18 protein-coding genes, 1 tRNA gene, 3 rRNA genes and 1 pseudogene are annotated in these 26,046 nt (G+C 36.8%); 21 read left to right on the top strand and 2 right to left on the bottom strand.

Annotated elements, in window-relative coordinates:
- Positions 1-10: 10 nt before the first annotated feature.
- Positions 11-700 (bottom strand): cytochrome c, encoded by a 690-nt coding sequence (locus tag H6622_05205; GenBank protein ID MCB9060896.1) that lies wholly within the window; start codon positions 698-700, stop codon positions 11-13.
- A 297-nt stretch (positions 701-997) separates the two neighbouring features.
- A complete protein-coding gene (locus H6622_05200) occupies positions 998-1,741 on the bottom strand; it encodes a Stp1/IreP family PP2C-type Ser/Thr phosphatase (GenBank protein MCB9060895.1) in 744 nt (247 codons plus the stop codon).
- A 263-nt stretch (positions 1,742-2,004) separates the two neighbouring features.
- On the opposite strand from H6622_05200, the gene H6622_05195 reads away from it, so the two are divergent.
- The 21 genes and pseudogenes from H6622_05195 (at position 2,005) to rplS (ending at position 26,043) form a co-directional block, all read left to right on the top strand.
- Complete coding sequence (locus H6622_05195; GenBank protein MCB9060894.1) at positions 2,005-4,059, top strand: serine protein kinase; 2,055 nt, start codon at positions 2,005-2,007, stop codon at positions 4,057-4,059.
- A gap of 35 nt (positions 4,060-4,094) precedes the next feature.
- Entirely contained in the window at positions 4,095-5,213 is a 1,119-nt protein-coding gene (locus H6622_05190) for a DUF444 family protein (protein MCB9060893.1), read from the top strand.
- Position 5,214: 1 nt separating this feature from the next.
- On the top strand, positions 5,215-6,720 hold the full coding sequence (locus H6622_05185; GenBank protein MCB9060892.1) for a SpoVR family protein: 1,506 nt from the start codon (positions 5,215-5,217) through the stop codon (positions 6,718-6,720).
- A 32-nt stretch (positions 6,721-6,752) separates the two neighbouring features.
- Positions 6,753-7,388, top strand: a complete 636-nt coding sequence (locus H6622_05180; protein MCB9060891.1) for a hypothetical protein — start codon at positions 6,753-6,755, stop codon at positions 7,386-7,388.
- Between the two features lie 586 nt (positions 7,389-7,974).
- The gene (gene pheS / locus H6622_05175; protein MCB9060890.1) at positions 7,975-9,036 is read left to right on the top strand and encodes a phenylalanine--tRNA ligase subunit alpha; all 1,062 of its coding nucleotides are present in this window, start codon (positions 7,975-7,977) and stop codon (positions 9,034-9,036) included.
- 15 nt (positions 9,037-9,051) lie between these two features.
- Positions 9,052-11,478 (top strand): phenylalanine--tRNA ligase subunit beta, encoded by a 2,427-nt coding sequence (pheT, locus tag H6622_05170; GenBank protein MCB9060889.1) that lies wholly within the window; start codon positions 9,052-9,054, stop codon positions 11,476-11,478.
- 136 nt (positions 11,479-11,614) lie between these two features.
- On the top strand, positions 11,615-12,826 hold the full coding sequence (locus H6622_05165) for a hypothetical protein (protein MCB9060888.1): 1,212 nt from the start codon (positions 11,615-11,617) through the stop codon (positions 12,824-12,826).
- Positions 12,827-13,208: 382 nt separating this feature from the next.
- Positions 13,209-13,640: pseudogene (gene tnpA, locus H6622_05160) on the top strand (IS200/IS605 family transposase).
- 651 nt (positions 13,641-14,291) lie between these two features.
- A complete protein-coding gene (locus H6622_05155) occupies positions 14,292-14,501 on the top strand; it encodes a hypothetical protein (GenBank protein ID MCB9060887.1) in 210 nt (69 codons plus the stop codon).
- Between the two features lie 162 nt (positions 14,502-14,663).
- Positions 14,664-14,831: a hypothetical protein gene (locus H6622_05150; protein ID MCB9060886.1), complete on the top strand. Its 168-nt coding sequence runs from the start codon at positions 14,664-14,666 to the stop codon at positions 14,829-14,831.
- A gap of 201 nt (positions 14,832-15,032) precedes the next feature.
- A 16S ribosomal RNA gene (locus H6622_05145) occupies positions 15,033-16,572 on the top strand.
- 112 nt (positions 16,573-16,684) lie between these two features.
- Positions 16,685-16,761 (top strand) — tRNA-Ile (locus tag H6622_05140).
- Positions 16,762-16,870: 109 nt separating this feature from the next.
- Positions 16,871-19,793 (top strand): 23S ribosomal RNA (locus H6622_05135).
- A gap of 139 nt (positions 19,794-19,932) precedes the next feature.
- Positions 19,933-20,049 (top strand): 5S ribosomal RNA (gene rrf, locus H6622_05130).
- The 16S, 23S and 5S rRNA genes sit together here with 1 tRNA gene alongside, the layout of an rRNA operon.
- A 206-nt stretch (positions 20,050-20,255) precedes the next feature.
- Positions 20,256-21,239 carry a hypothetical protein gene (locus tag H6622_05125; protein ID MCB9060885.1) on the top strand — a complete coding sequence of 328 codons (984 nt, stop codon included), beginning with the start codon at positions 20,256-20,258 and terminating at the stop codon, positions 21,237-21,239.
- Positions 21,240-21,378: 139 nt separating this feature from the next.
- Positions 21,379-22,476: a hypothetical protein gene (locus H6622_05120; protein MCB9060884.1), complete on the top strand. Its 1,098-nt coding sequence runs from the start codon at positions 21,379-21,381 to the stop codon at positions 22,474-22,476.
- A gap of 149 nt (positions 22,477-22,625) precedes the next feature.
- Entirely contained in the window at positions 22,626-23,666 is a 1,041-nt protein-coding gene (locus H6622_05115; GenBank protein ID MCB9060883.1) for a hypothetical protein, read from the top strand.
- 64 nt (positions 23,667-23,730) lie between these two features.
- Positions 23,731-24,261, top strand: a complete 531-nt coding sequence (gene rimM, locus H6622_05110; GenBank protein ID MCB9060882.1) for a 16S rRNA processing protein RimM — start codon at positions 23,731-23,733, stop codon at positions 24,259-24,261.
- Positions 24,261-24,989: a tRNA (guanosine(37)-N1)-methyltransferase TrmD gene (trmD, locus tag H6622_05105; protein ID MCB9060881.1), complete on the top strand. Its 729-nt coding sequence runs from the start codon at positions 24,261-24,263 to the stop codon at positions 24,987-24,989. The genes rimM and trmD overlap by 1 nt, the downstream gene beginning before the upstream one ends.
- Positions 24,989-25,555, top strand: a complete 567-nt coding sequence (locus H6622_05100) for an RNA methyltransferase (GenBank protein ID MCB9060880.1) — start codon at positions 24,989-24,991, stop codon at positions 25,553-25,555. The genes trmD and H6622_05100 overlap by 1 nt, the downstream gene beginning before the upstream one ends.
- A 122-nt stretch (positions 25,556-25,677) precedes the next feature.
- A complete protein-coding gene (rplS, locus tag H6622_05095; protein ID MCB9060879.1) occupies positions 25,678-26,043 on the top strand; it encodes a 50S ribosomal protein L19 in 366 nt (121 codons plus the stop codon).
- Positions 26,044-26,046 lie beyond the last annotated feature (3 nt).

Below are 26,046 nucleotides of genomic sequence, written 5' to 3'. Positions count from 1 at the left end.
TTAGTATTCCTTAATTTTTAATTTTTGATAAATAATTTACTAATTCTTCAATAACTTCTGGTTCTAATTCAAGGTTTGGCATTTTTGCATCTTGTTTAACAGAAGCCGGGTCTTTCAACCAATTTCTAAGATACTCAACATCAAATTTTGCACCAATTCCATCAAGCGCTGGTCCTGGGCCCTCAACACTTCCTTGTCCTCTAAGAGTATGACAGGCCATACACATATCTTGAACAATTTGAGGTTGATTTGGTGGAAGACTTGAAACTTGAGCTGATACAACCTTTAGATTTGGTTTTGGTGGGAAACCATTTAAATCAATTTGTCCTACCCACTTAAAAAACTGAACCAGATCTTTTTTCTCCTGATCAGTAAAATTGTATTTAACCATCTTTCTTTTACCTGGGAACATCTTCTCAGGATCAGTGAGCATCATTTCGATGAATTTTTCACCACGTCTCTGATAAACCTTAGTTAACTCAGGGGCGTAGTATGCTCCTTCTCCAAGAATTGTATGACACCCCATGCAATTGTTCTGATCGAACAGATGCTTTCCTCGAATTGCTGATTCGGATAAATTCTGTTCATTTGTTTGAATCGGTATTCTTTTCAAAGTGTCCATGGTCAGTAGGATAAAACAACCAAAACACAGAAAAGTACCGACTAGAAAGAAAGTTCTTGCCGACTTTTTACTTAACATGTGATTTCCTTTTGAAATGTAACTAACCCTAGAGGTGTATCATAGAAAATAAAAAAAGAAATTGAAAAATAAGGCTATTTTATACTTTTTTTTGAAATATGATTTAGATCAATTTTTTTTAAAATGAAGGTTAACATCTAGATTAGTTTCTTTCTAAACTATGTAGAAATTTCAAAAAATTTAGAGTTATTTTGCTTTACATGATTTGTCGGTGGCGCTTGTTTACTTCACCACAGCTAACTATGGTGTTTTACACTAATTTATAAATGTAAAATAAAGAGCGATAATATAAAAAGACTATTGCGCAGATAAAAGTATTACTGAAATATTATCTTGACCACCATTTTGATTTGCCTGGCCAATCAAAACATCTACTGCCGTATCAACCATTTCTTGAGTGTGTTGTTGATTTTGAGGTAAATATTTCCTTACAAGATAAAGCATATCATGATCACTGACTTTGCCATGAAGCCCATCAGAGCAAATAAACAAAATGTCATTTCTACTTACTTTATAGGTAAAAATATCCACATCTACATTTTTTTCAAACCCAATAGTTCTCACTAAAACGTTTTTTTGGGGGTCAGCAGCGGCCTCTATTCTACCGTAAAGACCTAAATTTAACTTTTCTTGAACAAGTGAGTGATCTTGAGACATTTGATAAATATTGTTCCTATTAATTAAATAGCATCTTGAGTCACCTACATTTGCAATATAAAGTGTGTCACCTTTGAAATAAAGACCGACCGTTGTAGTCCCCATTCCTTTTAATAGAGGTGTATCTAAAGATTTTCTAAAAATACACGCATTGGCATGTTTCAATGCATTTATAAGAGTGATTATAGGATCTTCTCCATACTTCGTGAAAACATATTCAGGGATTGTTTTTACGGCCATTGCTGAAGCGATATCGCCTCCATTATGTCCACCCATCCCATCAGCAACAACATAAAGATGTTTTTCGCGATTCATAAATATGGAATCTTGATTGGTTTTTCTTTTTCGTCCAATATCAGTCTTTCCTGAACTTAATAAACCCAATTTCGAACCTCTTCCATGATTGTAATAAAAACTTATAAGTGAAATTATCCGGTAGCTCTGCGCAAAAGTCAATCTGTCAGAATTTAGTGAAGTAGAATATTCGTATATTATGCTTTTAATTCTAGGGACAAAATGCACCCTATAAAAAGACACAAACAATTAATTATTAAAGGAAATGACTTTAATTGAAAGCTAGAGAAGGTTATAATGATCTAGAGGTGATAGACCTCACTACTTTGTATTTTAAGGTTCGAGGAGGAAGCATGGCCAACATTGATATTGATAGTTTTATGAAGGACAATTACAAACGTGAAGATTTTACTCATCTACATTGGTCTGGAACTTTCCAAGAATATCTCGATTTTGTTACAAAAAATCCCAAAGTAACCAGAAACGCTTTTCAAAGAATTCATGATATGATCATGTCATTCGGAACAAGCAAATATTTAGAATATAAAAAAGAAATTACTAGGTATCACTTCTTTGACGATCCTGTAGGAAATGGTAAAGACGCTGTGTTTGGGATTGATGTTCATCTAATGAAACTTGTAAACTTTTTCAAGTCAGCTTCGGCAGGGTATGGAACTGAAAAAAGAGTCCTTTTGCTTCACGGTCCTGTGGGGTCAGCAAAATCTTCAATTGCTAGACTTCTTAAAAAAGGACTTGAGCATTACTCCAGAACAGATGAAGGTTCAATGTATACCTATGAATGGGTAGATGATGAAGAAACAGAAATTTTAGGAGGACAAAAAGTTTTTATTTCTCCAATGCATGAAGAACCACTTAAATTGATTCCTTTAAGCGTTCGAAAACAATTTCTTCAAAGTTTAAATAAAGGAATTGATGGTTTCAAAATAAATGTACGTGGCGAAGTAAACCCAGCAGACAGATATATATTTTCAAAATATATGGAAAAATATGATGGCGATTGGTCTCGTGTGATGTCACATATCAGAGTGAAAAGACTTCTTCTTTCAGAAAAAGATAGAGTTGGAATTGGTACATTTCAACCAAAGGATGAAAAAAACCAAGACTCTACCGAACTTACTGGTGATATAAACTATAGGAAAATTGCCCAATATGGTTCAGATTCAGATCCACGAGCATTTAATTTTGATGGTGAGTTCAATATTGCAAATAGAGGCATTGTCGAGTTTATTGAAATGTTAAAACTTGATGTCGCATTCCTTTATGATTTATTAGGGGCCTCTCAAGAACAGTCAATTAAGCCCAAGAAATTTGCTCAAACCGATATTGATGAAGTTATTTTAGGCCATACGAATGAGCCAGAATTTAGAAAGCTTCAAAATAATGAATTTATGGAAGCGCTAAGGGATAGGACTGTTAAAATTGACGTTCCCTACATTACAAGACTCGATCAAGAAGTTAGAATTTATCAAAGAGATTTTAATGCTGAGAAAATTCCCCACGTTCATATTGCTCCACATACACTTGAAATGGCATCTACTTGGGCCGTTTTAACGAGAATGGAAGAACCAAAGAAAACAGATCTTACAAAATTGCAAAAGTTAAAACTATATAATGGAAAAACTCTTCCTGGGTATAATGAAGACAATGTGAAAGAATTAAGAAAAGAAGCTGTAAGAGAGGGGCTAGATGGAATTTCTCCAAGATATATTCAAGATAAAATTTCAAATGCACTAGTTAAAAATTCACATGTAGGTTGTCTTAATCCTTTTATGGTTTTTAATGAGCTAGAGGCCGGTCTCAAGCATCATAGTTTAATCAATTCTTCTGAGAAGCAAGACTCTTTCAAAGAGATGCTCAATACGGCAAGACAAGAGTATGAAGATACCGTGAAAAATGATGTTCAAAAAGCAATTAGTGTAGATGAAACGGCCATACAAACCCTATGTGCAAATTACATAGATAACGTGAAGGCCTATACTCAAAAGGAAAAAGTTCGAAATAAATATTCAAATAGATTAGAAGATGCTGATGAAAGATTCATGAGATCGATTGAAGAGAAAATTGATATACCAGATTCAAGAAAAGAAGATTTTCGACGTGAAATTATGAACTACATTGGAGCATTGGCCATTGAAGGAAAATCATTTGATTATAAAATGAACGAACGACTTCATCGAGCACTCGAACTTAAGCTCTTTGAAGATCAAAAAGACTCAATTAAGCTGACCACAATTATTTCGAAAGTTGTGGATAAAGAAACACAAGAAAAAATTGATGTAATTAAATCTCGGCTCATTAAAAACCATGGATATTGTGAAATTTGTGCTACAGATGCTCTCAACTTTGTTGCCAGTATCTTTGCCAAAGGCGATTCGACGAAGTCGTAATCACCAGCATTTAATTCACTAAAAGGAGCTCCACCATGGGACACCCCATTAAACAAGACCATTCACGATTTAAAAAAATTGTGAAAGGTAAAATTAGAGAGAATTTAAAAAAATATGTTTCAGGTGGAGAGATGCCTGTCCCCAAAGGGGATGGCGTTTTCAAAGTTCCTATGCCTCAAATAAATACTCCAAGATTTAAGTTTGGCGGCAAACAACAAGGTGGTGTAGGACACGGTGAAGGTCAACCAGGGGATCCCGTAGATGGACAAAAGGATCCAAATGGACAACCTGGACAAGGTGAAGCAGGTGAGGGAGAAGGAAATAAAGAACTTGAAATAGAACTTACTGATGTTGAGCTTGCAAATATTTTAGGAGATGAATTAGAACTTCCTAAAATCGAGCCTAAGGGACAAAAATCCATGCAATCCCAATCAGAGAAATATACCACAATTGGGATTGTTGGGCCTGATTCTTTAAAACACTTTAAGCGGACTTATAAAGAAGCTTTAAAACGAGAAATTTCAACCGGAACTTATGACCCAAATAATCCCATAATTGTACCTAGAAGAAGTGATTTTAGATATCGGTCATCTGATACCACAATAGAATATGAAAATTCGGCCGTAGTCATTTATATGATGGATGTTTCTGGATCAATGGGTGATGAACAAAAAGAAATTGTTAGAACTGAAAGTTTTTGGATCAACATTTGGTTAAAGTCGCAATATAAAGATATCGAAATTCGATACATCATCCATGATGCTACAGCTAAAGAAGTAGATGAACAAACATTTTTCAACACTCGTGAAAGTGGAGGAACATTGATTTCATCGGCCTATAAACTTTGCCATGAAATTATCAAAGAAGACTATAACCCAAGTGAATGGAATATTTATCCCTTTCACTTTTCCGATGGTGACAACTGGTCTTCTGATGATACAAAACTTTGCTTAGAACTTCTCGAAAATGAAATCATTCCCGCTTCAAATGTTTTTTGCTACGGACAAGTTGAAAGTCGATATGGTTCTGGCCAATTTTTTAAAGATTTAAAAGGAAAATTTTCTGAAGAACATGAGGAAGTCATCCTATCTAAGATTAAAAACAAAGACGCCATTCTCGATTCAATAAAAGACTTTTTAGGCAAAGGGAAATAGTATGGAGAGATCTAAGCCAATTAGTGGTGAATTACTAGCACTAAAAGAAGAGATCGAGGCATACGCCAGAGGATATGGACTCGATTTTTATGAAGTCAGATTCGAAGTTTGTGACTATGATACTATCAGTATTTTAGCTGCTCAAGGAGGTTTTCCTTCTCGCTATCCTCATTGGCGCTTTGGTATGGATTATGATCAAATTCATAAGGGATATAAATATGGTATGTCAAAAATTTATGAAATGGTCATCAATACAGATCCATGTTATGCCTATCTTCTTAGGGCCAATAATCTCGTTGATCAGAAACTAGTAATGGCCCATGTCTATGGACATGCCGATTTTTTCAAACATAACTCTTGGTTTCGTTCTACTAATAAAAAAATGATGGATGTAATGGCCAATAACGGAACTAAAATACGACGTTATATGGAAAAATATGGTCAAGACAGAGTTGAAGTTTTCATCGATAGAGTTTTATCACTGGAAAATCTCCTCGATATGAATGTCCTTTTTAATTCTTCTGAATCCCAAAGAAAAAAAGATGAACCTAAAGATTTAAAAGATGAAAAAGATGATTTAGACGATCGTTCACACGCCTTAAAATCTTTTATGCGCTCTAAGAAAAGATTTGAAAAAAGTAAACGAGAAGAAGAAGCGGTTGATCCAGAAGCACAAGATCTTTTAATAAAAAAAGAGGAATTAAAAACTAGAGATATTATGAAATTTCTCATGGAAAATGCCCCGATCGAAGAGTGGCAATCTGATATCATTGGAATGTTAAGAGAAGAGGCCTATTATTTCTTACCTCAACGTTTGACCAAAATAATGAATGAAGGTTGGGCCAGCTATTGGCACTCAACGATGATGACCCAAAATGTTTTGAAATCAAGTGAAATTATAGACTTTGCTGATAAACATGCTGGGGTAATGGCCATGGGTAGACAAAACATCAACCCATACAAAATTGGAATAGAACTATTTAGGGATATTGAATATCGCTGGAATACAGGAAAATTTGGTAAGGAATACAATGATTGTGAAGATATGCATAAAAAAGAAAATTGGAATACACACACAAATTTAGGGCGTAATAAAATATTTGAAGTGAGATCTACTCACAATGATATTACTTTTATTGATGAATTTTTTACTCCAGATTTTTGTAATCGAATGCAACTTTTTACATATAAATACAATCCTCGAACTGGAAGAAATGAAATTGAAACAAGAGACTTCCTGGACATAAAAAATAAACTCCTCTCTCAACTTACAAATTTCGGTTCTCCAATAATTGAAATTGATGATGACAATTATATGAACAGAGGCGAACTACTATTAAAGCATGTTCATCAAGGTGTAGATTTAGATCTGGCCCAGGCCGGCGATACAATGAGAAATATGCATGCAATTTGGAAGCGCCCTGTAAATCTTGAAACCACATATGATAAAAAAACTGTTGTTTATATTTACGACGGTAAAGAAATGAAACCAAGACATACCCAATAGAAAATTATTCATTTTTAAAAAGGAGTTTGAAAGTGAAACTGATACTGTTGATTCTACTTAGCATTTCAAATGCGATGGCACTTGTTCTAGTTGAACCTTATGGTTATATTAGTTTTGGAGATGAGGATTTTCAAGAAGTTATTTCAGGCACTACCCGCGATCACGACGCTATACTTTTAGGGGCCGGTATAGGTCTTAGAGTTGGGTTTGAAATTACACTCTTTGAATTTGGACTAGTTGCTGAATATGCTAAAAACCATCTGGAATCCAGTTTAGAAGATCCAAATGCACCAGTTACAGGAACAAAAAGATATGACAACACTCTCAAAACAACCCATTATGGATATTGGGCCGGTATAAAAATTCCAACTTTACCACTCAGAGCATTCGTGGAGTACTATCCTGAAGTAAATGGTAAATTTACCTATGCCGGTCCTGACAGTGCAAACCCTTTTTCACAAAGTGACAAGCTCAGAGGTGGGCAAGGTTTTGGAGTTGGTTTATCTATAGGTTCTTTTCCAGTAAGGGGGACAATCGTTTTAAGACAAAGAACTTTTGATCAGGCCATTTTCAGCGGGACAAAAACAGCTCTTTCAAAAGGGGACTATCCTGAAGATTTTGTCATCAGTGAATTTTTAATGATGGTATCTATACCGATAAGTATTTAGAAAACGGGCCCAGAGAGGTGCTCCCCTCTGGGTTTAGTTTGACCCCAACCCCTCAAGGTCAACATTCCCTCGGCCCAACTTTTGATTTATTCAAATCAAAAGATGCTTAGGCCCATTGATTTGCTGACACGAAAACTTACCTTTCGTTACCCTCAGAACCTATTAAACCAGTAAAAGGAAAATCTACTTAGAAAAAAATCAAGCATTTTCTTTCCTACTTATTATTTCAGATAGTTATACAAAAATTGCCAATAAAAATTGTGCCTTTTATTTGTGGAAATCTAATACAATCACAATGATTACAATCATGTAAGATGATTAAATTTAGAAGTCCATTTATGACCAATTCGGCCCAAAGTTACCAAATATAATTAATTGAAACTTTGGAATTGGAGCATTATTTTTTTAATTCACTTGCAATTTAGACTAACCGCACTTTTTCAATGAGCTACATTGATAACCAATGTTTCAAAAATTCATGTTCTATGCAGCTGACTATGACGTAAATGGAAAATCATTTGATTCATTTTGCCGTTATTGTAAAAAAATGATAGATTACTCGACAAAACTTTCTTAGGTAAGCGTCATGATACAAAAACTAGATGAATTATTTAATGCCTTTCAAGGCGAAATTGATTTGCTTGGAACTCAAGCTGAAATTCTCAATCTTAAATCAAAGTATTTAGGGAAAAAAGGTGAAATTTCAGAGATTTTGAAATCTATGAAAAATTCAACCCCTGAACAAAGAAAAGAGATTGGCCCCAAAGCAAACAGAATTAAAGAAGATATCTCAGAGATCGTAGCAGATAAACTGAAACGAATTGAAATTGAGATCATAAATGAAAATCTTGAAAAAAATAGAATTGATACAAGCTTTAGGCAATCTTTAAAATCAAATGATGACCAACATGGAGGTTATCATCCTGTTACTTTAATTAGAGATGAGATTGAGGATATTTTTATATCGATGGGTTTTGAAGTATTAGATGGCCCTCATATTGAAAATGAATTCTACAATTTTGAGGCACTCAATATACCCGATGATCACCCTGCTAAAGATACGCACGATACATTCTGGTTTGCAGATGATCAATCTCCTCAGGGACGTAAACATTTACTCAGAACTCATACCTCTTCTGTTCAGGTACATGGTATGTTAAATCGTAAACCTCCATTTCGTTTTATCGCTCCAGGTAAGGTTTTTCGTTGTGAAAGAACTGATGCATCTCACGAAATGGTTTTCCACCAACTTGAGGGAATGATGGTTGGTAAAGATATTTCAGTTGCTAATCTGATATATTTTATGAAAACACTTCTATCTGAGATTTTTAAAAAAGAAGTTGAAGTAAGACTTAGACCAGGATTTTTTCCATTTGTTGAACCCGGTTTTGAATTGGATATCAAATGCCTTATATGCAAAGGATCTGGATGTTCAGTCTGTAAAAAAGTTGGATGGGTAGAATTACTTCCCTGCGGAATGGTCCATCCTAATGTTTTACGTGCTGGCAAAATTGATCCTGATAAGTTTAATGGGTTTGCCTTTGGACTAGGTTTGGACCGTTTGGTTATGATGAGATATGGAATTGATGATATTCGACATCTTCATGGTGCTGACACACGATTTATTTCTCAATTTAATGATTATTAATTTAAGGATACTTCTATGCTCATTTCAATAGATTGGATTAGTGATTTTGTAAAACTGCCCGAGAACCTTTCTTCTCAAGAAATTGGAAACCGCTTTACCATGGCGACTGCTGAAGTCGAGGATATTTTCGAAGAAGGAAAAGTTTGGGAGCAAATATATGTAGCAGAAATTATTGAATTTGAAAAACATCCAGAAGCTGACAAATTAAACATAGTTACCTTCTCAATTGGAAATGAAACGAAAAGAGTTGTTTGCGGGGCCAGTAATGTCAAAGTAGGTCTGAAAACCCCATTTGCACCCTTAGGAGTAACTCTACCAATAGGATTTACTCTTGAGCCAAAAAAAATTAGAGGTATCTTATCCGAAGGAATGCTCTGTTCGGAAGAAGAACTCGGACTTAAGGAAAAATCATCAGGTATCATGGAATTGCCAAATGATGCACCTGTAGGTTATACACTGGCCCAATATTGGAATAAGAAAAAACAAGTCCTACTAGATATTGACAATAAATCTCTTACTCATAGACCAGACCTCTGGGGACACTTCGGTATGGCCCGTGAATTTGCGGCCGCTTTTGAATGCAAATTAAATAATCCCTTTGACCTCGATTGGGAAACAAAAGTAAAAGCATTATTCAATAATAAAAAAGCACCAATAACTCCAATCATGGAAGATGGATCTGCTGGAAAGATCTATTTAGGTCTCACAATCGAGGGTGTAGAAGTTAAAGAATCTCCCTCTTGGATTAAAGATAGACTTGAAGCATGTGGCCTAAGATCAATTAATAATATTGTCGATATATCAAACTATGTTATGCTCGAATTAGGAATTCCTAACCATATTTTTGATAGAGATAAAATTTCTGGCGACAGAATTTTCATTAAGAGGTTAACTCAAGAAACCGAATTTATAACTCTGGATGAAGTGGAACGCACCCTTATACCAGGGGACACTGTCATCGCTGATAATCATGGTCCTCTCGTTATTGGTGGACTTATGGGGGGATTAAAATCTGGAGTTACTGAAAATACAAATTCTGTATTTATTGAAGTTGCAAATTGGCACGCTTATCCAATTCGAAATACTTCAAATCGATTAGGACTTAGAACAGATTCTTCTCAAAGGTATGAAAAATCCCTAGATAGTCTACTTTGCAGAAGAACAATATTGCGACTAACAGAATTAATCGTTCAACAATGTCCAAAAGCTAAGGTTATCGGAAATATTGTTTCTGATGGTGAAGATCTAAATCAAATCCCTATTGTTGAACTAAAGTCGAATGTCACTCATATCGAAAAAGTTCTGGGAAAAAGTATTGGCAGACAGAAAATTATATCAATTTTAGAGTCGCTAGATTTTAAAGTTTGTGGAAATGGAGACGATCTTATCGTTCTTGTCCCTAGTTATAGGGCAACAAAGGATATAGACTGTGAGGCCGACCTTGTTGAAGAGATTGGTCGAATAATTGGTTATGATCATATTTCTCCAATTTCTCCTAAACTTGATATCTTTCCAGTTAAACTAGATTCTGTGAAAAGCTTGCATCGAAAAATCAGACAATTTTTAGTTAATAATGGACATTGCAGTGAAGTTTTAACCTATCCAATGGTAGGAGAAAACATGTTAAAGAAAGCAATGTGGCCAACATTCAACAATCAATTGAAACTTGTTAACTCAATTTCAAAAGAGGCCGACCGTATGAGGCCTTCTTTATTACCTTCAATGCTTGAAGCGTGCGCAAAAAATGTTAAATATAAAAGTGAATTTGGTCTCTTTGAAATTGGAAGAACCTATCATCCTGATGAAAAAAACTTTGCCACAGAAAAAAACAATCTCATCATTGCTAAATATCATGCCAGTGAAAACCAATTTCTAAACACTGTAAACATTACAGAAAGACTTTTAAAAGTAACAAATATACCTGGAAATATTGTTGATCCTCTAGATAAATTCCCATGTTCTCTCATCGACACACAATGGGCCGGTTATCACCCCTTCGAAGTACAAAATATTCGCATTATGGGCAAGATGCATGGAATAATTATGTCAATTCATCCCATAGTCCTAAGGGAATATAAAATAAAAGGTCAGCTTACAATTGCAATTATTGATTTTTCATCATTCGAAAGTAGACCTTTGAAGGACAATTTTAAGTATTCTCCATTGCCCAAATATCCAGGATCTACTTTTGATTGGACAATAGTGGCCAAGAAATCAGAAAAAATTGAAAATATTCTAAACGCTGCAAGGAAAGTTAAAATAAAAGAGCTGCAAAGACTTTCAATCGCTGATCTCTTTAGTCCTGGAGGAGATGATAAATTTGTGACCTTGAGAGCAGAGTTCCTAGACCCAGATAAAACTCTTGATAGAGAATTTCTTGAAAAATCTACTCGTAGCTTAATAGAAATGATGAAAAGTAGCGGATATCCATTGAAAGAATAAATAAAAAGGTGCTACTCAATCTTACTTCTTCGTTGTAATTACTTCATCATGAAAGTTATCCATTCATTTTTTTTTGAATATCTTGTAAATAGGAATCTTTAGCTATTTATGAGTAAAATTGAATGAGGGCCCCAAAATGAAGTTTAGTGTTTTTAAAAAATTGTTGAGTTTTACTTTTCTCTTCCTGAGTTATTCTTTGTATGCAAGCTCTACTCAACCAGATCATCATAATTTTGAACGTTGTCTGAAGATATTTGACCAGAAATTAAAAGATTACAATTTTTTACCTAAAGAACATGGAATTGGCGTAAGAGGTCATGTTGGTTTGTTTTTCACTGTAAAACTGGAAGATGTTCCTAGGCTAAAAACAGAAGGATTAATGAATTGGGAAAGTTGGATTTCTCCTATCAAGTCATTTGAAGAAGCTCTTGAAGATGATAAAATGAAAGAAGACTTTAATCGTATGGTTAAGAGAATATATTATATATCTAAAAAGAATTTTGAAGAAAATAAGATTGAAGAAATTATTGAGGATTTCGTTTCTCAAGAAAAACCAGATATATTCTGGATTGATAATGGCCAAAAAATTCAAATCACTCAAGAAGAGTATGAATCACAGTTAAGGCACAAAGGTCTGCTAAAAACAAAAGAATTTATGGGAGAAAAATTACTTTTCATAGATTCATGGGCCATACCAAAAAACAAGGGAGTTATTCGATTTGAGGCAATTGCGAGTTCTAAGTCTATCGTTAAAGATGCAAAAAAACTCTATGAATTAGGGTTTAAATTTAAATTTAATCATAATTTAGAGCAATCAGCTTTATATCTTAAAAATCAAAACAGAACTTTTTTTAATAAGGAAACTCAGCAAAGAGAAAGTTTAGGAGAATCTGGTGGAAGGTATGCTGATAATAATGGAAAGGAATCTCCTTCAATGCAAATTTATAAGAAGGCCATTGAATTAGGACAGGCCGTGACTGTTGAAATCTATGATCCCAATGGTGTTTTTGTGGCCGGAAATAATGGGTTTTATGTTAATGGTAGATTTTATGGAGATTCTGTTTACTATAACCAAGATTGGGAGGCCCCCGAATATTTATTAGATGGCCAAAAGTTGGATATACCTTCAAGACTAAAGAAGAGTCCAAATATTAGAAAAACTGCTGAATACGTTCTGGCCCATAGGTTGAATAAATTTGGAATAGATATGTATGACATTGGAATGATAACAAATTATGGTAATGACGTTAAGGCCCAAGTGATTCCAATTGATCAGTATATTTACGAAATTTCAGAAAGAAATGATGTCGAAGTAGATTTTTCTACAGACTGGTCACCAATCGATTAAAGAGATTTTCATATTTTGAGATAGATATGTTTATGTGTGCAACTTTTTTTCTCGAACTAAATTTTTAGTTCGAGGAAAAATATAAAATTTCAAAGTTAAGACTCATATTGATTGTAAAAATTTTCATTTATCGTTTATATAATTTTATCGTCATTCATTTGAATGCTTTTAATCCTTTAAGTTCTATAAATATTTTTACAAAAAACAATTATGAATTTGAAATAAATTCTCAAGTACATCTTTGAAAAATTATTTAATAAAAGAATTCAATGAAGACATTTTTGAATGAAATTAAAGTTAGATACAGTTCATATAGTAAAAAGTTTTTTCAATCTAATAATTGTAGCAAAATTAAAGTAAATAGTGCAACAAGTTTAGAACAATGAGTATAACATACAAGAACAACAATCACATTTCATATTCGTGCAAGTATCATATTGCTTGGTGTCCAAAATACTTGTTGGAATCGTTTAAAAAAGGCTTTTTAAAATAATTCAATATACACGTAAAGAGCTAAAATGTGATTATTTGAAGTCTAATGTAACAAAACCCATATTCATCTTCTTGTAGAGTGAGATTCTCAATTTAGAGATCACAAGTTAGTAAAAACTTTAAAAAAAAGAAGTTCTAAAATTTTAAGAGAAGAATTCCCTGAGTTAAAAAGAAACGTCCCACTTTATGGACAAAAAGTTATTTTGTAAGCACAGATAGTGGAGCACCACTTGAAAGAGTAAAACAATATGTGGCAAATAAAAAAAACAGATACCCAGATATTAAAGAACAAGGTTGGAATAATAACAGAAGAGGAAATTAAAATCTCTATCATATAATATATGATAGAGATTTTAAGTACAAATTATTCAATAAGAATAGAAAAGAAGAACAAGGACACTCGAGCAAGAGTTGTTTCTATTTAATCAAATTTATAATCACAGCTTCGAGCTGATAAAACGACATTGTAAATTTTTTGAGGTAAACCCATCAAAAAATAAACTTCAAAAGCATCTTAAATAATTAATGGACAGAGGCAAAAGACCGCAGTGGAAATACCTTGGATATTATTAGGGGATTCAAGATGTAACTGATAGACTCTATAAATCCTACGATGCATTTTTTAAGTGGTGCAAGCGTCGATAAGGAGATAGATTTGCTCCTCTAAAATTTAAACCTTTTAAAAAGCAAAAAGTTTCACACTTAAACAAGCAAGCTGGAAACCGGATGAAGAAAAAGGTCGAGTTGAAATCTGAAAAACTTGGTATCGATATAACAATTCTAGAAAAATAATTGGAACACCCAATACTATCACAGTTCCAAGAGACTCAGTTGAAGATTGGTCTATCTTAATTAATAGTGTGCTTGAAGAAGGATTTATTCCTATAAATATCAACCAGCGACGGGTAAAAGCGCGGGTTTTGACTTTTGATTAAAATCCTTTTCTAACTGCGAGTTTTGCGGAGAGATTTGTATGATCAAAGTTTATAAAAGTTCACCTCGAAGAACCATAAAGCAAATCGAGAAAACATTCAAAAAAGATGAAAGCAGCATAGATGAAGTAGGAAATGAATACCAGAATTACGTGAGTAGTTTTGGGTTGGTTTTATTCAACGCAAGTATGCCAAATATTTTGCTTTCGTATGAATTGCACGGAGTGAAATGTTTAAAAGTTAAGCTTTGAATTGTGATGAGCTAGAAGATTCAATAATTTAGAAAATGAATTATTAGGGTTGATGTTTTCATTTTTGCTTTTATGTCCCTTGCTTCTATAGTATTTGAGTTTCGCTGATTAACCTGCTTAGATTCGAGAGATAAAAAAAAATGCAATTTTATTTCATTTTTGATGAAAAAAGTGTTGACCAACCCAAAAGGAATCCGTAGTATCCGTTCTCATCTGATGAGTTGTTCCTGCCAAGTGGTTGAAGTTGTAGGAGAAAGTAGTAAGAAACTTTTCTCCCCGGGAACATTTGCTCTATCAGGTAGTTCTTTAAAATTCGAATATGATAAATAAATTTGCCCTTGTGGCAAAAAAGATGAGAAGAAACCGACGTTAAATAAAGATCGGCGTAACTAGATGACTACTTGTTAGAGTGAAAGTTGTTTATGTTAAAGTGAATGCGATACAGTAGTATGCCGACGCCTGGAAAACCACCAGGACACATCTAGACCGTCAAAAATTTACCTAATTAAATTTTAGAATATGTTTTTAGCTTGGAGAGTTTGATCCTGGCTCAGAACGAACGCTGGCGGCGTGCCTAACACATGCAAGTCGAACGAGAAAGCTCTTCGGAGTGAGTAGAGTGGCGCACGGGTGAGTAACACGTAGGTGACCTACCATATAGAGGGGGATAACCCAGAGAAATTTGGGCTAATACCGCGTACGATCAACAAATCTGAGAGTAGTTGATGATAGGATGCTTCGGCATTCACTGTATGATGGGCCTGCGGGACATTAGCTTGATGGTGGGGTAATGGCCTACCATGGCAACGATGTCTAGCGGATTTGAGAGAATGATCCGTCACACTGGAACTGAGACACGGTCCAGACTCCTACGGGAGGCAGCAGTGGGGAATATTGCGCAATGGAGGAAACTCTGACGCAGCAACGCCGCGTGAGTGAGGAAGGTTTTCGGATTGTAAAGCTCTGTCAACGTGGAAAAATGGCAGTTGGTCTAATAGGCCTTCTGTTTGATGGTACACGTAAAGGAAGCACCGGCTAACTTCGTGCCAGCAGCCGCGGTAATACGAAGGGTGCAAGCGTTGTTCGGATTTATTGGGCGTAAAGCGCGCGCAGGCGGATTTATAAGCCAGATGTGAAATCTCGGGGCTCAACCCCGAAACTGCGTCTGGAACTGTAAATCTAGAATCTCGGAGGGGGAAGGGGAATTTCGCATGTAGGGGTAAAATCCGTAGAGATGCGAAGGAACACCAGAGGCGAAGGCGCCTTCCTGGACGAGTATTGACGCTGAGGCGCGAAAGCGTGGGGAGCAAACAGGATTAGATACCCTGGTAGTCCACGCTGTAAACGATGAGCACTAGATATGGGGATGTTGACCATCTCCGTGTCAAAGCTAACGCATTAAGTGCTCCGCCTGGGGAGTACGGTCGCAAGACTAAAACTCAAAGGAATTGACGGGGGCCCGCACAAGCGGTGGATTATGTGGTTTAATTCGAAGCAACGCGCAGAACCTTACCTAGGCTTGAAATCCTGAGAATCCCTTTTAAACGAGGGAGTGCCCTTCGGGGAATTCAGTGACAGGCGCTGCATGGCTGTCGTCAGCTCGTGTCGTGAGATGTTGGGTTAAGTCTCGCAACGAGCGCAACCCCTATTTTTAGTTGCCAGCATTTAGTTGGGCACTCTAAAGAGACTGCCAGTGCAAACTGGAGGAAGGTGGGGATGACGTCAAGTCCTCATGGCCCTTATGCCTAGGGCTACACACGTAATACAATGGTTAATACAAAGGGATGCCAAACCGCGAGGTGGAGCCAATCTCAAAAAGTTAATCTCAGTCCGGATTGGAGTCTGCAACTCGACTCCATGAAGTTGGAATCGCTAGTAATCGCGGATCAGCACGCCGCGGTGAATACGTTCCCGGGCCTTGTACACACCGCCCGTCACACCATGGGAGTTGTTCTTACCTGAAGTCGTGGCCCTAACCTTTTGGAGGGGAGCGCCTACGGTCGGAGCGATGACTGGGGTGAAGTCGTAACAAGGTAGCCGTAGGGGAACCTGCGGCTGGATCACCTCCTTTTAATGGAGTTAGAGCAAAATCAGTTGAAGTTGAATTTAAATGTTGAAGTTGAGCTCAATTCTGGTCAATAACGTCGGTTTCTTTCTTTATCTTTATAAATTTTGTACTAACTGGGTCTGTAGCTCAGCTGGTTAGAGTACGTCCCTGATAAGGACGGGGTCGGAGGTTCAAGTCCTCCCAGACCCACCATGATGTAGTACATGATCTTAAACAATCACATAACAGGATCAGAAAGTAGACGAGAACCCGAATAAGTAAATTAAATTCTTTAGATTTAAATCTATATATCTGTGTAGTAATTAAAGCTACTAAGGGTATACGGTGGATATCTTGGCAGTAAGAGGCGATGAAGGACGTTTGTATGACGACGATATCTTCGGCAAGTGGTCAAACACACATTAAGTCGGAGGTTTCCGAATGGGGTAACCCGTTTACTGGAAACAGTAAATACTGCATAGTGAGTCAAGTAGCTATGTAGAGTGAACGTAGGGAACTGAAACATCTAAGTACCTACAGGAAAAGTAATCAATTGAGATTCCGCTAGTAGCGGCGAGCGAAAGCGGAAGTGCCCAAACCAGTCAGCTTGCTGACCGGGGTTGTAGGACTTGCATAATGGGATTGTGAATAGGAGAAGTGTCTGGGAAGTCACACCAAAGAGAGTGAAAGTCTCGTAACTGAAATTCATATGAACTGGCGAGTATCCTGAGTAGGACGGGACACGAGAAACCCTGTCTGAATCCGGGAGGACCACCTTCCAAGGCAAAATACTACTTACTGACCGATAGTGAACTAGTACCGTGAGGGAAAGATGAAAAGAACCCCGATAAGGGGAGTGAAATAGAACTTGAAACCGTATACTTACAAACAGTGGAAGAGCTATTGTAAAGCTTGACCACGTACCTTTTGCATTATGACTCAGTGAGTTACGATGTGTAGCTAGGTTAAGCCGTTGCAGGTGTAGCCGTAGGGAAACCGAGTCTGAATAGGGCGTTTAGTTGCATGTTGTAGACCCGAAACGGGATGAGCTAACCATGAGCAGGTTGAAGCGGGGGTAAAACCTCGTGGAGGACCGAACTCGTTGTAGTTGAAAATACTTGGGATGACTTGTGGTTAGGGGTGAAAGGCCAATCAAATTCCGTGATAGCTGGTTCTCTCCGAAATGCATTTAGGTGCAGCGTCTGATATTACTAACGGGGGTATAGCACTGAATTGGCTAGGGGGCTCACCAGCTTACCAAACCATATCAAACTCAGAATACCGTTAAGTACAGTCAGGCAGTGACACTGCGGATGCTAAGGTCCGTAGTGGAAAGGGAAAGAGCCCAGACCAACAGTTAAGGTCCCTAAATTGTCGCTAAGTGGGAAAGGTTGTGGAACTACTTTGACATCCAGGAGGTTGGCTTAGAAGCAGCCATCCTTTAAAGAAAGCGTAATAGCTCACTGGACTAGTGGTTCTGCGCCGAAAATGTAACGGGGCTAAAGCGACGTACCGAAACTTTGGACGTATTAATACGTGGTAGGAGAGCATTGTGTTTATCGACGAAGGCATACCGTGAGGAGTGTTGGAGATACCACAAGAGCTGATGCTGAGATAAGTAGCGATAAAGGGTGTGAGAATCACCCTCGCCGAAAATCTAAGGGTTCCTGGGCCAGGTGACTCCGCCCAGGGTTAGTCGGATCCTAAGGTGAGGCCGAAAGGCGTAATCGATGGATAACAGGTTAATATTCCTGTACTTATTTATTGTCGCTTGACATGATGGAGTGACGGAGAAAGGTAGCAAATCAACCCGTTTGGTCGTGGTTGTCCAAGAGTGTAGGGGGAGGAGATAGGAAAATCCGTTTCCTTGTTAACCCTGAGGCTCCAGTGGGAAGGCGTAAGCTGGACTTTGTGATCCTCTGCTTCCTAGAAAAGCTTCGCATGGAGATAATAATTAATCCGTACCGTAAACCGACACAGGTAGATAAGATGAGAATTCTAAGGCGCTTGGGAAAACTCTTGTTAAGGAACTCTGCAAAATTGTGCCGTAACTTTGGAATAAGGCACGCCCTTGCTGGTGACATCACTTGCTGATGGAGCTAACGGGGGCCGCAGTGAAAAGGGGGTAGCGACTGTTTATCAAAAACATAGGTCTATGCAAACACGTAAGTGGAAGTATATGGACTGACGCCTGCCCGGTGCTCGAAGGTTAAAAGGAGGGGTTAGGGTAACCGAAGCTCTGAATTGAAGCCCGAGTAAACGGCGGCCGTAACTATAACGGTCCTAAGGTAGCGAAATTCCTAGTCGGGTAAGTTCCGACCTGCACGAATGGCGTAACGACTTCCCCACTGTCTCAACTCGAGACCCAGCGAAATTGGAGTGCGCGTGAAGATACGCGCTACCCGCGGAAGGACGAAAAGACCCCGTGAACCTTTACTGTAGCTTGGCATTGGCCTTCGAATAACGATGCGTAGGATAGGTGGGAGCTGTTGATCTGTGCGTTCTGGCGTACAGGTAGGCATCCTTGAAATACCACCCTTCGTTATTTGGAGTCCTAACCTACGATCCTAAGCGGGTCGGGGGACAATGTCTGGTGGGCAGTTTGACTGGGGCGGTCGCCTCCTAAAGAGTAACGGAGGCGCGCAAAGGTTCCCTCAGGCCGAATTGAAACCGGCCGTAGAGTGTAAGCGCATAAGGGAGCTTGACTGCAAGGCAAGCAAGCCGAGCAGGTGCGAAAGCAGGCGTTAGTGATCCGGTGGTTCCGAGTGGAAGGGCCATCGCTCAACGGATAAAAGGTACTCCGGGGATAACAGGCTGATCGCATCCAAGAGTTCACATCGACGATGCGGTTTGGCACCTCGATGTCGGCTCATCGCATCCTGGGGCTGGAGCAGGTCCCAAGGGTTTGACTGTTCGTCAATTAAAGCGGTACGCGAGCTGGGTTCAGAACGTCGTGAGACAGTTCGGTCTCTATCCTCCGTGGGCGTAAGAAGTTTGAGGTAATCTGTCCTTAGTACGAGAGGACCGGGATGGACGAACCTATGGTGAATCGGTTGTGACGCCAGTTGCATTGCCGAGTAGCTAAGTTCGGAAGGGATAACCGCTGAAAGCATCTAAGTGGGAAGCCCATACCAAGATAAGACTTCTATTAAGACAACTTGTAGACTACGAGTTTGATAGGTCACATGTGTAAGTGCAGTAATGCATTGAGCTGAGTGATACTAATTTGTCGTTTTGCTTTTTTTACATCTTGCATGGATATATAAACTTATTCGGGTTCTTGTTTTATTTTCTGGTTCTGTTTTGTGATTGTTTGAACGTAAGCAGAGGTTGAGTAGAACGTTTGTTAAAAAGAAGACCTCTCCACTAAATTGAAATTCAGTTTGGTGTCTCGATAGCGCAGTGGAAACACCCGATCTCATCCCGAACTCGGAAGTTAAGCACTGTAGCGGCGAAGGTAGTGCCAGGGAGACTTGGTGTGAGAATAGCAAGAGGCACCTTTTTTTATATTAAAGACCACCCCTAGGGTGGTCTTTTTTTTTTACATTTACGGAAAGTAGGTTACAGGTTTCTTAAAATATAAAAAGTACCCGTACTAAATAATAAATGTTTTTAATTTTCAATTTAATTCAAATTTGTTCTAAATCACTTTGATAATTTTGCAAACTTATCTATATAAATACATAAAGCTAAAACAGGAGAACAAAATGAAACTAAATTTATTTTTTACATCTTTTATTTTGCTATTTCTTACCTATCAAAACGTATTTGGATTCAGTACGACCCGTAATGATTACAAAAACTTTAGAACAGGCGGTGAATATGTGCCTGAAGGTACAGCAGGCTATGTACTAACAAAACCAGGTTTGTTCTCCATGCTGAGCGCGGGTGAATTCAAAGAAACAGTTATTGGGCCACACCAATATAGTCCAATTCATTTCAAATTTTATGAAATCATTCCCGTCGACATTAGAAAAAATACTTACACAGAATCTTTCGAAGACATTATGGTAAAAGATAGACTTACAGTCGACTTTAATGCCCACTTTCAATTAAGAATACGAATTAGTAACGATGGAACGGATAATTTAAATACACTAGAAGATAGAGTCACTTATATTGTTGAAAAGCAAGGTGGAAATAAGTGGTATGAAACAAACGTTAAGGAACCTCTTCGAAATATCGTTAGACAAGAAGTTGAAAGATATGGTGCTTTTGAAGTTAATCCAAGTAGAGGTACTATAGTCGATTCCATAAAAGAAAGAATTGATAACTTCTTAGAAAAATCTCCCTACGAATGCCTTCAAGTTGATATCGGTAAATTTGATCTACCAGACAAAATTAAACATCAAATTGAAGAAACAATGAGAGTCGAACAAGAAAAAGAAACTATAGCGGCCCAACTTGAGGTTGAGAAAGATAAAAGACAAGTCACAGAAATGCAGGGGCAAAATAAAGTCATCAAAGCACAAAAGGAAGCAGACGCCCTTAAAATTCTTAACGAAGCACTCTCTGCTGAGATTCTCAAAAAAGAAGAAATTGATGCTCTGAAAGAGTTGGCAGCTTCTGCAAATTCGAAAATTGTTTTCATGCCAGGTTCAATCTTAGGAAGCACAGGAAATCTTCCGCTTGTAATGGATCCAGTTAATGTTCTCGAACAAATTAGTAGAGCAGAACAGAATCAGAAATAAACTAAAAACATTTTAAAGAGTGGCCTCACGGCACTCTTTTTTTTAGAAAATAATACACACCCAATAGTAAAATTAAACTATTTCTGTTATTGCGTTAAGCTAAGATAATTATTTAATTAATAGTGAGGATACTCAAGCTATGCGAGACAATAAATACTGGGCAGTTCTTTTTATTTTAATATTAAACTTCTCGAATTGTTTTGCTGTAAACAGTGGAGATAATTCTACGAGTATTGATACACCAACTTATTTAAATGAATCGTATCGGGCAACTGGAGTTATGATTGGAAGATTTGACGATATCTCACCTGAAGATGGTTGGATAATTAAAACTCCTGAAGTTTATATTAATGTAGGTGAGTTAAAAGATGAAGGTCGGTTTTCTTTCAAAGGAAAAGTCGAGCATTTTTCTGTAGCACAAGAAATCGATGGTATTGTTAAAAAACTCCTTGATGCTCCTAGCTCAAAACCTTATGTTTTTCACTTTGTTCATAAATCTTGGTATGATTTGGAAATTGAAAATAGCAAAGTTCAAATTGTAGACGCTTATCCAATTAAAACACGTTCTGAGCTTAATCTACCTATAGAAATGGTTGAACATTTAATGAATAAAGAAAATTTAACAACGATTAGTGGAAAAATTATTAAAGCAGAAAGGCGATCTAGTGATTGGGTTGGATCCTTAGATGTTGATTGTCAAATCGTAGTATCTCAAGGTTTCGAAAATAGAGACATGAGAGATTTACAGCAAGGACTAAAAGATAGAATAAGACAAAAAAATGATTCGAATGATAGAAAACAAATCCTTAAAACTCTTGGAATTTATGGCGAGAACATGTGTACATATGCGCATGACGTTGCAAAAACTGGTGCCACTCTTGAAATTGAATATTACGAATACAAAGATCGCATGATTAATTGGGATAAAAATAATTTTGTTGCTCACAGAATTAGAATTCTTGAAGGTAATGACCTTATCAATAAGTTTTATAAGCATAAACTAGACACACAAATAGTTGATCTAATTAACGGAATGAATAACAACGCTAGTAATTCTAACAATTTTAATAATAGCAGCAATTCTATGGTCATGAATTCAGGCAACAATATGAATTATGAAATCATTGCTAGATATGTGGAAGATAGACTTTTATCTAATCGTGAATTTCTTAACAGCTTAAAAGATATTATGGATCAAATGTATGAAGAGGAAGCTCGTTTAAAAATCAGAAAATAGTAATCCTAAATGCATTCAATCATATCTTTCGTAAGATTGATTCAAATGGTCATTTATCGCTTCAAATTAATTTTTATACACCCTAGAGCTCTCGAAGAAATTAAGTCATAATGAAATTGGTAAACTCAAGTTTCAATGCAAGGATCGCCATGAAACAGTTCATCTTCTACTTTTTCATTATTTCTAATTGCTTCGCAAACCCCTTTTCAATCGGAAACAGATCCTATGGTACAAGCAACACAACCATAATCGCTCAAATTGATTCACTATTTGATCAACTTGAAGATGATATAAATTCAAAACTTCCCGATGCCGACCAATCTTCTTATTTAAAAGGGATGGCCAACGCCAATCTGATGGCCGCAAAACTTGTCACATCTGAATATTACAATGATATAGAAATCGGTCAGTTTCGCTACCATTTTTCAGCTGGTGCCGACATCGGAGAAAATTCAATGAAAGATGTTCTCGAGGGAAATATTGATCCCGAACAATTGAGAGGTGCTTCGTTCTTAAGAGGTTTAACATTCGGTGTATCACTCGAAACATTTGGTTCTTCTAACACAGGAATATTTGACCCCAAAAAAACAGATCTTTTTTTACATTTTAACAATACAGATATGAAAATAGACAATCTCACAATCAAATCGACTTCATTTGGATTTATGATAAGATCATTAATTGGAGAGGGGGGGGATTTGATCCCATTTGGTACACTTCGATTCAACGGAGTGTATCTGGCCTCAGGCCTTGAATACCACTCAATGATTTTAAAACTTCTGCTAGATCTAAATGTATCACAAAATATAAGTGGTCTCGGAACTGCAACTATCTCTGGTGATGTTCAGGCCGGTGTAGACGTAAGTACATACTCTATACCAATTGAAATAGGAACAAGTTTTCAATGGTTATATGTCATGACGACAATGATGGGTATTGGACTAGATTTTAATTTTGGAAGTGCAGAAAGTTTGGCCAGCTCATCAGCATTATTATCAACTGATGTTTCAGGTGCAAGTGGCACTGCCGATATTGATCTAGGTTCCAAAGATGTACCCTCTCCTGTACTCTTTAGATGGTTTCTAGGTCAACAAATACAACTTAGTGTTGCAAAATTTTCATTAAATGTCACTCATGTACCCTGGCGTGGACATTGGGGAATTAATTTAAGTGGTGCGATTTCATATTAGGGTTGACCTTGTAATTTTTTAATATTCATGGACGCACGTAGATGAATTTGGTAGATAGTGGCCCATGAATAAAAATACAGAACAATATATTTTATTAGGCGGCTGCCGTAAGTCTCACGCTCTTCGAGGTCAGTTCGATGTGTTTCTAGAAAACCCTGAAAATTCTATTTTAAAATCTGGAATTGAAGTACTTGTTAAACCTCAAAATATTGATTCAAATCTTCCTGTCACAGGCAAAATATATAAAATAAATTATTTTTCACAAGGAAATAAACAAATTTTAGGATTTGAAGAGATTTCTAATCGCAATCAGGCCGATTATATCATCCCATTTGATATCTATGTACAAAGAAAATTTTTTCCAAAAATCAATGATGATGAGATATATCTTGTTGATATCATGGGGTTTAAAGCAATTGATTTTAAAACTAGTGATAATCTCGGATTTTTAGAAAAATATTATGACAACGGGGCACAAATTGTACTTGTGATAAGTGGAGATGAAACCATGGAAATTCCTTTCATCGATCAATTTGTGAAAGAGATTGATTATGAAAATCAAACGATCATAATTAACAAATTGGAATTTGTTTGATGAACAAAATATGGGTAATCACACTTTTTCCAGAATATTTCAATCCTTTTAAAGAAAATGGAGTCGTTGGACAAACATTAAGTGGAAACCGAGGTAAAAAAATCGAATTAAATACTGTTCAACTAAGTGACTATTCACCCAAAAAATTTAAGGGAGTCGATGATTCGCCATACGGAGGAGGCGCAGGAATGGTCATAAGAGCAGATGTTTTGAAAGATGCCCTATTCGATGGTGTTATCAAACCAGGGAACTACAACGACTATAAAAAAGAACTTCATATCGTCTATCCTGCGCCAAGAGGATATACTTGGTGCCATGAGCAGGCCGTTGAGTTTGCTGAAAAACATTTTACCGAAAATTCTCCAGATCTCGTTTTTATATGTGGTCGGTATGAAGGAATCGACGAGAGATTTTTAATAAATTATGTCGATGAATATATTTCAGTGGGTAATTTTATTCTAACAGGAGGCGAACTCGCCGTAATGACGATCCTAGATTCTTCCCTTCGATTTGCACCAGGTGTTCTTGGAAATAAACTCAGTTCAAAAGATGAATCTTTTTCTAGACATGGACTTGAGTATCCTCTTTATACAAGACCATCTGAATTTGAAGGTTTAGGCGTTCCGTCAATTCTCACAAGCGGTAATCATCTGAAAATTGCTGAATTTAAAGAAAAAAGTGCTATAAAAATGACTGAAAAGTATAGACCCGATTTACTGGAGAAATAATGACCCTTCCGAATATGTACTTGGCCCTTGTACATCACCCCATTCGCAATAAAAACGGCGAAAAAGTGACTACGTCTGTTACCAACTTAGACATACACGATATAGCTCGGACATGTAGAACATTTGGAGTTAAACAATATTTCATAGTGACTCCACTTGAAGCTCAACAAGAACTGGTCTTAAGAATTTTAGGACATTGGGAAACAGATAAGGCCTCTGCTTACAATCCTGACAGACAAGATGCCCTAGGAATTGTGTCTCTCAGAAATTCAATAGAAGATGCTGTAGAACAAGTACGTCAGATAGAAGGACTAGAACCGGAATTAATTGTCACAGGCGCAAACTTTAAACAATCAAACGGAGATGAGGCCCAACTTATTGAGAGGTTAGTAAGTACAAATAGGCCTGGTTTAATCCTCTTTGGCACAGGTTGGGGCCTACATGATGAAGTTTTGCAAAAAGCTCATTATTTTCTTAGTCCTATTTTGGGAAATTCACACGATAATTATAACCATCTTTCAGTTCGTAGTGCTGTCGCAATTTATTTATCGAAAATAATGCAATAAGTTAATTCTTGACGTATGGATAAATATTTCATAAAACTCAAACACTTTTGCAAAGGAAAGAGCTTTGTTTAAGGGCCCATTGGGGGTCCCTCTGAAAAGGCCATTTGTCCAGGAGACCAAAGATGTCTAAAATAGTAGATTTAGTAAACCAGAAGTATGCAAAAAAAGAAGTTGAATCTTACCCTGTATTTAGAACAGGAGATACACTTGCTGTTCATTGTAAAATTCAAGAGGGAAATAAAACACGTACACAGATTTTTCAAGGCGTGTGTATCGCTGTCAAAGAATTTGGAAAAATCTCAGGACATTTTCGTGTAAGAAAAATTTCAAGTGGAATGGGAGTTGAAAGAATTTTTCCATTTCATTCTCCAAATGTTCAAAAAATTGATGTTGTTCAAAGAGGAAAATCTCGAAAATCAAAACTATACTATTTAAGAGATAGATCAGGAAAATCTGCCAGAATAGCTATCGATTATGATAGAAAATAATTA

The sequence above is a fragment of the Halobacteriovoraceae bacterium genome, from assembly GCA_020635115.1.
In the GTDB taxonomy this organism is placed as follows: Bacteria; Bdellovibrionota; Bacteriovoracia; order Bacteriovoracales; family Bacteriovoracaceae; genus JACKAK01.
This window is presented reverse-complemented; position numbering and strand designations above follow the sequence as displayed.

Excerpts from the sequence above, each read along its gene's own strand:
- H6622_05205 (MCB9060896.1), bottom strand. The coding sequence starts at position 700 with ATGTTAAGTAAAAAGTCGGCAAGAACTTTCTTTCTAGTCGGTACTTTT.
- H6622_05195 (MCB9060894.1), top strand. The coding sequence starts at position 2,005 with ATGGCCAACATTGATATTGATAGTTTTATGAAGGACAATTACAAACGT.
- H6622_05190 (MCB9060893.1), top strand. The coding sequence starts at position 4,095 with ATGGGACACCCCATTAAACAAGACCATTCACGATTTAAAAAAATTGTG.
- H6622_05185 (MCB9060892.1), top strand. The coding sequence starts at position 5,215 with ATGGAGAGATCTAAGCCAATTAGTGGTGAATTACTAGCACTAAAAGAA.
- pheS (MCB9060890.1), top strand. The coding sequence starts at position 7,975 with ATGATACAAAAACTAGATGAATTATTTAATGCCTTTCAAGGCGAAATT.
- pheT (MCB9060889.1), top strand. The coding sequence starts at position 9,052 with ATGCTCATTTCAATAGATTGGATTAGTGATTTTGTAAAACTGCCCGAG.
- H6622_05165 (MCB9060888.1), top strand. The coding sequence starts at position 11,615 with ATGAAGTTTAGTGTTTTTAAAAAATTGTTGAGTTTTACTTTTCTCTTC.
- H6622_05155 (MCB9060887.1), top strand. The coding sequence starts at position 14,292 with ATGATCAAAGTTTATAAAAGTTCACCTCGAAGAACCATAAAGCAAATC.
- H6622_05150 (MCB9060886.1), top strand. The coding sequence starts at position 14,664 with ATGAAAAAAGTGTTGACCAACCCAAAAGGAATCCGTAGTATCCGTTCT.
- H6622_05125 (MCB9060885.1), top strand. The coding sequence starts at position 20,256 with ATGAAACTAAATTTATTTTTTACATCTTTTATTTTGCTATTTCTTACC.
- H6622_05120 (MCB9060884.1), top strand. The coding sequence starts at position 21,379 with ATGCGAGACAATAAATACTGGGCAGTTCTTTTTATTTTAATATTAAAC.
- H6622_05115 (MCB9060883.1), top strand. The coding sequence starts at position 22,626 with ATGAAACAGTTCATCTTCTACTTTTTCATTATTTCTAATTGCTTCGCA.
- rimM (MCB9060882.1), top strand. The coding sequence starts at position 23,731 with ATGAATAAAAATACAGAACAATATATTTTATTAGGCGGCTGCCGTAAG.
- trmD (MCB9060881.1), top strand. The coding sequence starts at position 24,261 with ATGAACAAAATATGGGTAATCACACTTTTTCCAGAATATTTCAATCCT.
- H6622_05100 (MCB9060880.1), top strand. The coding sequence starts at position 24,989 with ATGACCCTTCCGAATATGTACTTGGCCCTTGTACATCACCCCATTCGC.
- rplS (MCB9060879.1), top strand. The coding sequence starts at position 25,678 with ATGTCTAAAATAGTAGATTTAGTAAACCAGAAGTATGCAAAAAAAGAA.